Consider the following 7,106-nt stretch of genomic DNA (forward strand, 5'->3'; position numbering starts at 1 on the left):
AATGAAAAAGTATTTGCATGTGGAGATGTTATTTTTGGAAAAGGACAGGGGGAAGCAATGGTCGTTTCAGCTGCCCAACAAGGTAAAGAAGTAGCCTATGCAGTCCATAAAATGTTGTTCAAAAATATTTCAGAAACAGCATAGTCAAGGTTACGTAGGAGTGTAGCCTTTTATTGGGTTTAACGACGATATATAGAGGAGGTAAAAAGATGGCAGATTTACGTATAAATATAGCGGGAATTGAATCACCTAATCCATTTTGGTTAGCTTCTGCTCCTCCAACGAATTCAGGTTATCAAGTTCAACGTGCATTTGAAGCAGGATGGGGTGGGGCTGTTTGGAAAACACTAGGGGATCCGATTCTTAATGTAACATCGCGATTTGCCGCAGTTAGTTTTAATGGGCAAAAAGTGGCAGGATTTAATAATATCGAGCTTATAACCGATCGACCGCTAGAAGATAACCTAAAGGAAATCTATGAAACTAAAAAGCTTTTCCCAGATCATACAATCATTGCATCTTTAATGGTCGAACCGCAGCAGGAAAAGTGGCATGAGATTGTAAAGAAAGTTGAGGATGTCGGAGTAGATGGCTTAGAACTTAACTTTGGCTGCCCACACGGAATGGCTGAAAGAGGCATGGGTTCAGCGTCAGGTCAGGTGCCCGAATTAGTGGAAAAACAGACATACTGGACAAAAGAGGCTGCAAAAACACCTGTAATTGTAAAGCTAACCCCAAATATAACAGATATTACGTATACAGCTGAAGCGGCTGTAAATGGCGGGGCCGATGCTATTAGTATGATCAATACGATAAATAGCTTGGCAGGTGTTGATCTTGATACATGGAACACAATCCCACATGTCGGTGGAAAAGGAGCGCACGGAGGCTACTGTGGACCTGCAGTAAAACCAATTGCGCTGAATATGGTTAGTGAATGTGCCAGACATCCACAAATTAATGTTCCGATCTCAGGGATTGGCGGGATCTCTAATTGGCAAGATGCGGTTGAATTTATGTTGATGGGTTCATCTTGTGTACAAGTCGCTACAGCAGCTATGCATCATGGGTTTAGAATTGTAGAAGATATGATTGAAGGGTTAGATAATTATTTAGATGAAAAAGGAATATCTTCAGTGATGGACATAGTTGGAAAATCTGTTCCTAAATATGCCGATTGGGGAGACCTAGATCTTAACTATGAAATCGTTGCAAGAATTAACAATGATGTCTGTATTAATTGTAATAAATGTTATATTGCTTGTGAAGATACGGCCCATCAATGTATTGATATGTTAAAAGATGAAAATGGAAACGACATTTTAAGAGTAAGGGAAGAAGATTGTGTCGGATGTAATTTATGTTCCATTGTATGTCCAGTTGATGGTGCAATTGACATGATAGAAATACCAAGTGAACTTCCTGTAATGACATGGAATGATCGCCAAGCTGCTCTAGGCGCTGTAGGTTGTGAAGTTGATGTTGTAGATAAACTTTCTAAGGGGTGATTATATGAGGAAAGTAATAAAAAATGGAACAATAGTCACGGCGGCAGATACATTTATAGCAGATATTTTGATTGAAAATGGCGTCGTTAGTCAAATTGGAAAAAATCTATCAATCAGTGATGCTGAAGTAATTGATGCAGAGGGACACTATGTTTTTCCGGGTGGAGTAGACCCTCACACCCATCTTGAAATGCCATTTGGTGGTACAGTGACAAAAGACGACTTTGAAACGGGGACAATTGCGGCAGCTTTTGGTGGAACGACAACCGTCATTGACTTTTGCTTAACAAATAAGGGGGAACCTTTAAAAGACGCAATTAACACATGGCACGGGAAATCAAATGGGAAGGCGGTTATTGATTACGGCTTTCACTTGATGATTGGTGAAGTAAATGAAGCTGTTTTGGCAGAGCTTCCATCTGTTATTGAAAATGAAGGAATTACTTCTTTTAAAGTTTTTATGGCCTATAAAAATGTTCTTCAAGCAGATGACGAGACACTTTTTCAAACATTAGTAGCTGCAAAAGATCTTGGTGCACTTGTGATGGTTCATGCTGAAAATGGAGATGTCATCGATTATTTAGTAAAAAAAGCATTAAAAGAAGGAAACACCGATCCGATTTATCATGCACTAACAAGACCGTCGGCGATTGAAGGAGAGGCGACAGAAAGAGCGGCGATATTTACAGGGCTAGCCGAATCACAAATTTATATTGTACATGTAACATGTGAGGAGGCTGCCAGAAAAATTGCCGAGGCAAGGGAGAAAGGAATTGATATATGGGGGGAAACATGTCAACAGTATTTAGTACTTGACCAAACGTATTTAGAAAGAGAAAACTTCGAAGGGGCTAAATATGTTTGGTCACCACCCTTACGTGAAAAATGGCACCAAGACGTACTGTGGCAGGCATTAAAGAATGGTCAACTTCATACGGTTGGATCAGATCAATGTTCATTTGATTTTATAGGACAGAAAGATTTAGGTAAAGATGATTTCTCCAAAATTCCAAATGGAGGACCAAATATTGAAGATCGTATAAGTATTATGTTCTCAGAAGGTGTTAAAAAAGGAAAAATCACATTAAATCAATTTGTTGATATAACGTCGACAAGAGCAGCTAAATTATTTGGATTATATCCGAAAAAAGGCACCATTGCCGTTGGGGCGGATGCGGATATTGTTATTTTCGATCCAAACATGGAAAGAATCATTTCAGCTGAAACGCACCATATGGCAGTCGATTATAGCGCTTATGAAGGAATGAAAGTAACCGGAGAACCTGTATCCGTTTTGTCACGTGGAGAATTTGTTGTAAGAGATAAGAAGTTTGTCGGAAAGATAGGGGTCGGCCAATATTTGAAACGTGCAAAATATGGCGAAAACTATGAATCAGAAAATAAAACGTACACTTTGTGATCCCTTGTCCAAAGATGAATTAGTGGGGAAGACTACTTCTTCCCCTCCTCATTCGGAATGCTACACGCACGTTTTTATGAATAATTCTCTGAATATTTAAATACTTTACATTGAAAAGGGGTGAGGATTATATAAAGTCATGGGATTTACTACCGAATTCTCCTGATAAAAAATCTATCTGAGCAAGTTGAGTATTTTAGATTATACGAAGTTTTTCGATCCTAATATAACTTGATTTTTAAAATGTATATGTCAATCCAGATTGTAAAGACGCATTTTTAAGATTATGTTAGAAAACTTGGCTTATCGCCAAGCCTTGGCGAAAGCCTTAGTTGCATTTATGCAGTAAGAAAGTTTTATACTTTCTTATCTGCTAAGAAAAACAAATATCTTTGCTAAATATTCAGAGGATCATAAAAAAGAAGACGAATTTATTTCTTTCGTCAAAAAAATGAGGGAATGGAGAATGGTGATGAAAAATATTGATTATTTAAAATCCCCAGATTTACTGCCGTCGACCCACAGTGAGAGGGTAGTTGGTACATTTGGATTCGGGGTTATGTGGGTAGGTATGGCGATCGTAATTTCGGCGTTTGCTATTGGTGGAGCGGGTATGGCGAACTTATCGCTTTTCTGGGTTCTAGTCGCCTCCATTGTAGGTTGTGTTCTAATTGGACTATTTATGACAATTACTTCAGATGTTGGAATTGAGCATGGCTTATCATTCCCAGTATATATACGAGCACCTTTTGGAACTGTTGGTACGCATATTCCTGCTCTAATAAGGGCTATAACAGCGTCATTATGGTTTGGGATTAACACGTATTTTGGTGCGACAGCGATGAACGCTATATTCAATATACTTTGGGGATTTGACAACTGGTTTCTCTGTTTCATCCTATTTATTGCCGTCCAATTATTGAATACAATACTTGGGATTAAAGCAATTGAACGTTTTGCTAATTTAGCAGCTCCTACTGTTATTATTATCGCCATATGGATGTATGTCGTCTTAGGGCGAGAAGCTGCTGCTGTTGACCGCAATGTATGGACATGGATTGAGGAACCTGTTTCAGCTGGCCTAATGTTTACAGCTTTTATGTTAATTGTTACAGGGACGATGGGATACTGGGCTACACTCGCCAATGATCTAATGAATATATCGCGATATGTAACAGCGCCAAAGCTTGAAAGAAATTGGTGGAAAAGAAATAAAGGTATATGGGTAGGTAGTATCATTGTTATGCCTATCGTTCAAACTTTTGTTGTTGCAATCGGTGCAGTTGCTTATATTGCTGTAGGCGATTATGACCCTGTTGCAGCGATCCAATTACTTTCAACAAGTGGTATTGTTTTAGCGATCTTGTTTCTAATGATTGTATTTGCACAATGGTCCACAAATACACCAGCAAACGTTGTACCTGCTGCAACAGTATTTTCTAATGTAGGTGGTCCAAAAGTGCCGTATTATCTCGGAGTTATTATCGCCGGTGTTATTGCTGTGATATCAAGACCATGGACAATTCTCGATGTGATCATTCCATTCTTAGTCATTAGTGGTGCGATTTTATCCGCAACAGTTGGTATTATCATTGTTGATTATTATATCATCCGTAAGCGCAGACTTAATGTTCCTGATTTATATGAAAGTGATGGTCAATATCGATTTCATAAAGGAATAAACTGGGCTGGAATGATTTCCTTTGTGGTTGGTGGAGGTATTGCATTACTCTTCCAAACGTATTCTTTCTTTGTTGGATGTTTCATCGCAGGGCTCGTCTATTACTTTTTAGCTAAGTATTGGTGGTTCAAAAAATATAAACAAGCGGAACTAGAAGACCCTAGTGATGAGAAGTACTTAGGGATAACGGTTGGACGTGAATGGGAGATTGATCTCGAATTAGAACCTGATGTTGTCTCGGACACACCCGCTGAATCACAAGCATGATCAATGACTTAGAAGAAAAAGAGTAAAAAACATGTTAGAGGGAGTGGTAGCGAAATGAGTGAGTACAAAACATTTTTACAAGAAAGGGATCGAATAGACTTTTTGGTACAAAAGGGGTATAAAATTACGAATGTTACTGAAAATTTAAACGGTTCCTTTGTAGAATTTGAAAACGCTGATGAAAAAGAGACGTTACACATAATAACTCCTGAAGGCAGGAAATACTTTGCAGTTGTTTTGATCAAACAACAAAAAGAAGGTGCTTAATCATACTATTTGAATGATTGAAGGTGTAACTTGTCACTTCAAATCTAAGAGGTTATGTTTTGGTGACCTAAAGTTATCCTTAGATTTTAAGAAGTGGCAAGTTTTGTTGTTATTTAATCTTCGTGGAACTGTGCATTAAATTCGAATAAGAGGTGTTAAAGATATGAATAAAAATTTACTTCTTGTTAAAAAGGAAAGTGTTCAAGATAAACTAGAGAAATTTGCGGACTTTGGACGTACTGAAAATAATGGGGTAACACGTCTAGCGTTATCTGAAGAAGACCGTTTAGCTCGCGATTATTTTTGTGATTACTGCAGAAAGCTAGGCTTAAAAGTTGAAATAGACGATATGGGAAATATATACGGAACTTTAGCAGGAGCCCAAGATAAACCGCCAATTGTAATTGGTTCACATCTCGACTCTGTAAAAAAGGGCGGAAGATTCGATGGAGTTCTAGGGGTTATCACCGGCCTCGAAGTAATTGAAACTTTAATAGAAAATGATATTACCCCGCAAATACCAATTACTGTTGTAAATTTCACCAATGAAGAAGGAGCTAGATTTGAACCATCTATGATGTCTTCAGGTGTACTTGCAGGAAAGTTTGATAAGCAGGATATGATGATGTCTAAAGATGTTGATGGCGTTACATTTAAAGAAGCTCTTGAGTCTATTAATTATGTAGGCTCAATTGAAAATCGCTTAAATGATGCCACTGCATTTTTGGAACTACATATTGAACAAGGCCCTGTTCTAGATCATCATTCTATTTCTATAGGTGTTGTTGAATGTGTAGTTGGCATGGTTTGTTATGAAGTAGAAATAAACGGCGAGTCCAATCATGCCGGTACGACTCCAATGAATATGAGAAGAGATGCACTTTTTGTAGCAAATGACCTGATCACTTCGGCAAGAGAGCAATTGGGCAGGTTAGACGATCAATTAGTATTCACGATGGGGCGAATGGATGTATCACCAAACATTCATACTGTCATACCAAATAAAGTAGTATTTACAATTGAAGCAAGACATAAAGATCCCGGGGTAATAAAACAAGTTGAAGCAATTATTGAAAATTTGGCTAAGTCCCCATCACGGAATATAGCAACTATCGAAATAAAAAAGTTATGGGATAGAGATACAGTATGGTTTGCTCCCCATCTCCGTGATTCAGTAGAGCAAGCAGCCAATGCACTGAATTATTCGAATAAAAAAGTAGTCAGTGGAGCCGGTCATGATGCACAGTTTATTGCCAGTTACATCCCTTCAACGATGATTTTCGTTCCGAGTATAAATGGAAAAAGCCATATGGAAAACGAAATGACCGACATAGATGATTGTGTGAAAGGGATTAATGTCATGCTGAATACGGTATTGAATTTATTGGAGAGTAAATCTTCTTAGAAAAAACACAATTATAATAAAATAGCACCTTTCTTTGCATATGGTAAAGTTATTTACTATTCATTTAAAAGGGCACCTAAAACTAGGTGCTCTTTTACTTAGGAGAAATTGCATACTTCAGATGGTTAAAGCCGTTTATTTCAGTTTTGAATTAAACACAAAAATAGGAGTATTGTAAATTATATAGCCAAGACCATAGTATTAAAATAGACTAACCGATATCCAAATAGCAAAGACCTTTTATTCTTTCAGAACTTTACTCTTTCCAAAATGTAAATGAAGAAATAGAAAAGTGTAACATTATGTCTAATGTATTAAAAATAGTTTGATTATAAAATTTATTCAAGCAATAGAATGAAAAGAACATTATATTTATAAGAGTTTTTCTCAATTTCATAGTTTAATTGTAGTTAATAACCAGAAAGAGGTGAAATCATGAATACAAGGGTCGTACTTACAGGTTTAGTTGTTTTAGGGCTAATCATGATGGAAAGTCCGGTAATTTTATGGGCTAATAAAGTTAACCCTATGGTATTAGGTATGCCATTTTTACTTTTT

The 7,106-nt window shown here is 37.3% G+C and carries 5 protein-coding genes and 1 pseudogene; all 6 read left to right on the forward strand.

The window, feature by feature from the left end; translation table 11 throughout:
* Window positions 1-144 (forward strand): annotated as a pseudogene (locus ACPYKA_RS17015) (dihydropyrimidine dehydrogenase); the annotation flags it as partial.
* 65 nt (window positions 145-209) lie between these two features.
* Window positions 210-1,508 (forward strand): NAD-dependent dihydropyrimidine dehydrogenase subunit PreA, encoded by a 1,299-nt coding sequence (gene preA, locus ACPYKA_RS17020; protein ID WP_479543406.1) that lies wholly within the window; start codon window positions 210-212, stop codon window positions 1,506-1,508.
* 4 nt (window positions 1,509-1,512) lie between these two features.
* The gene (gene hydA / locus ACPYKA_RS17025; protein WP_479543407.1) at window positions 1,513-2,928 is read left to right on the forward strand and encodes a dihydropyrimidinase; all 1,416 of its coding nucleotides are present in this window, start codon (window positions 1,513-1,515) and stop codon (window positions 2,926-2,928) included.
* A gap of 466 nt (window positions 2,929-3,394) precedes the next feature.
* On the forward strand, window positions 3,395-4,876 hold the full coding sequence (locus ACPYKA_RS17030) for an NCS1 family transporter (protein ID WP_479543408.1): 1,482 nt from the start codon (window positions 3,395-3,397) through the stop codon (window positions 4,874-4,876).
* Window positions 4,877-4,930: 54 nt separating this feature from the next.
* The gene (locus ACPYKA_RS17035; RefSeq protein ID WP_479543409.1) at window positions 4,931-5,143 is read left to right on the forward strand and encodes a hypothetical protein; all 213 of its coding nucleotides are present in this window, start codon (window positions 4,931-4,933) and stop codon (window positions 5,141-5,143) included.
* Window positions 5,144-5,306: 163 nt separating this feature from the next.
* Window positions 5,307-6,548, forward strand: a complete 1,242-nt coding sequence (locus tag ACPYKA_RS17040) for an allantoate amidohydrolase (RefSeq protein ID WP_479543410.1) — start codon at window positions 5,307-5,309, stop codon at window positions 6,546-6,548.
* Window positions 6,549-7,106 lie beyond the last annotated feature (558 nt).

This window comes from Pseudogracilibacillus amylolyticus (SeqCode) (assembly GCF_051918545.1).
Taxonomy (GTDB): domain Bacteria; phylum Bacillota; class Bacilli; order Bacillales; family Amphibacillaceae; genus Pseudogracilibacillus.

What these genes read in the sequence shown, in the direction of transcription:
- preA (WP_479543406.1), top strand. Translation starts at nt 210, where the DNA reads ATGGCAGATTTACGTATAAATATAGCGGGAATTGAATCACCTAATCCA.
- hydA (WP_479543407.1), top strand. Translation starts at nt 1,513, where the DNA reads ATGAGGAAAGTAATAAAAAATGGAACAATAGTCACGGCGGCAGATACA.
- ACPYKA_RS17030 (WP_479543408.1), top strand. Translation starts at nt 3,395, where the DNA reads ATGGTGATGAAAAATATTGATTATTTAAAATCCCCAGATTTACTGCCG.
- ACPYKA_RS17035 (WP_479543409.1), top strand. Translation starts at nt 4,931, where the DNA reads ATGAGTGAGTACAAAACATTTTTACAAGAAAGGGATCGAATAGACTTT.
- ACPYKA_RS17040 (WP_479543410.1), top strand. Translation starts at nt 5,307, where the DNA reads ATGAATAAAAATTTACTTCTTGTTAAAAAGGAAAGTGTTCAAGATAAA.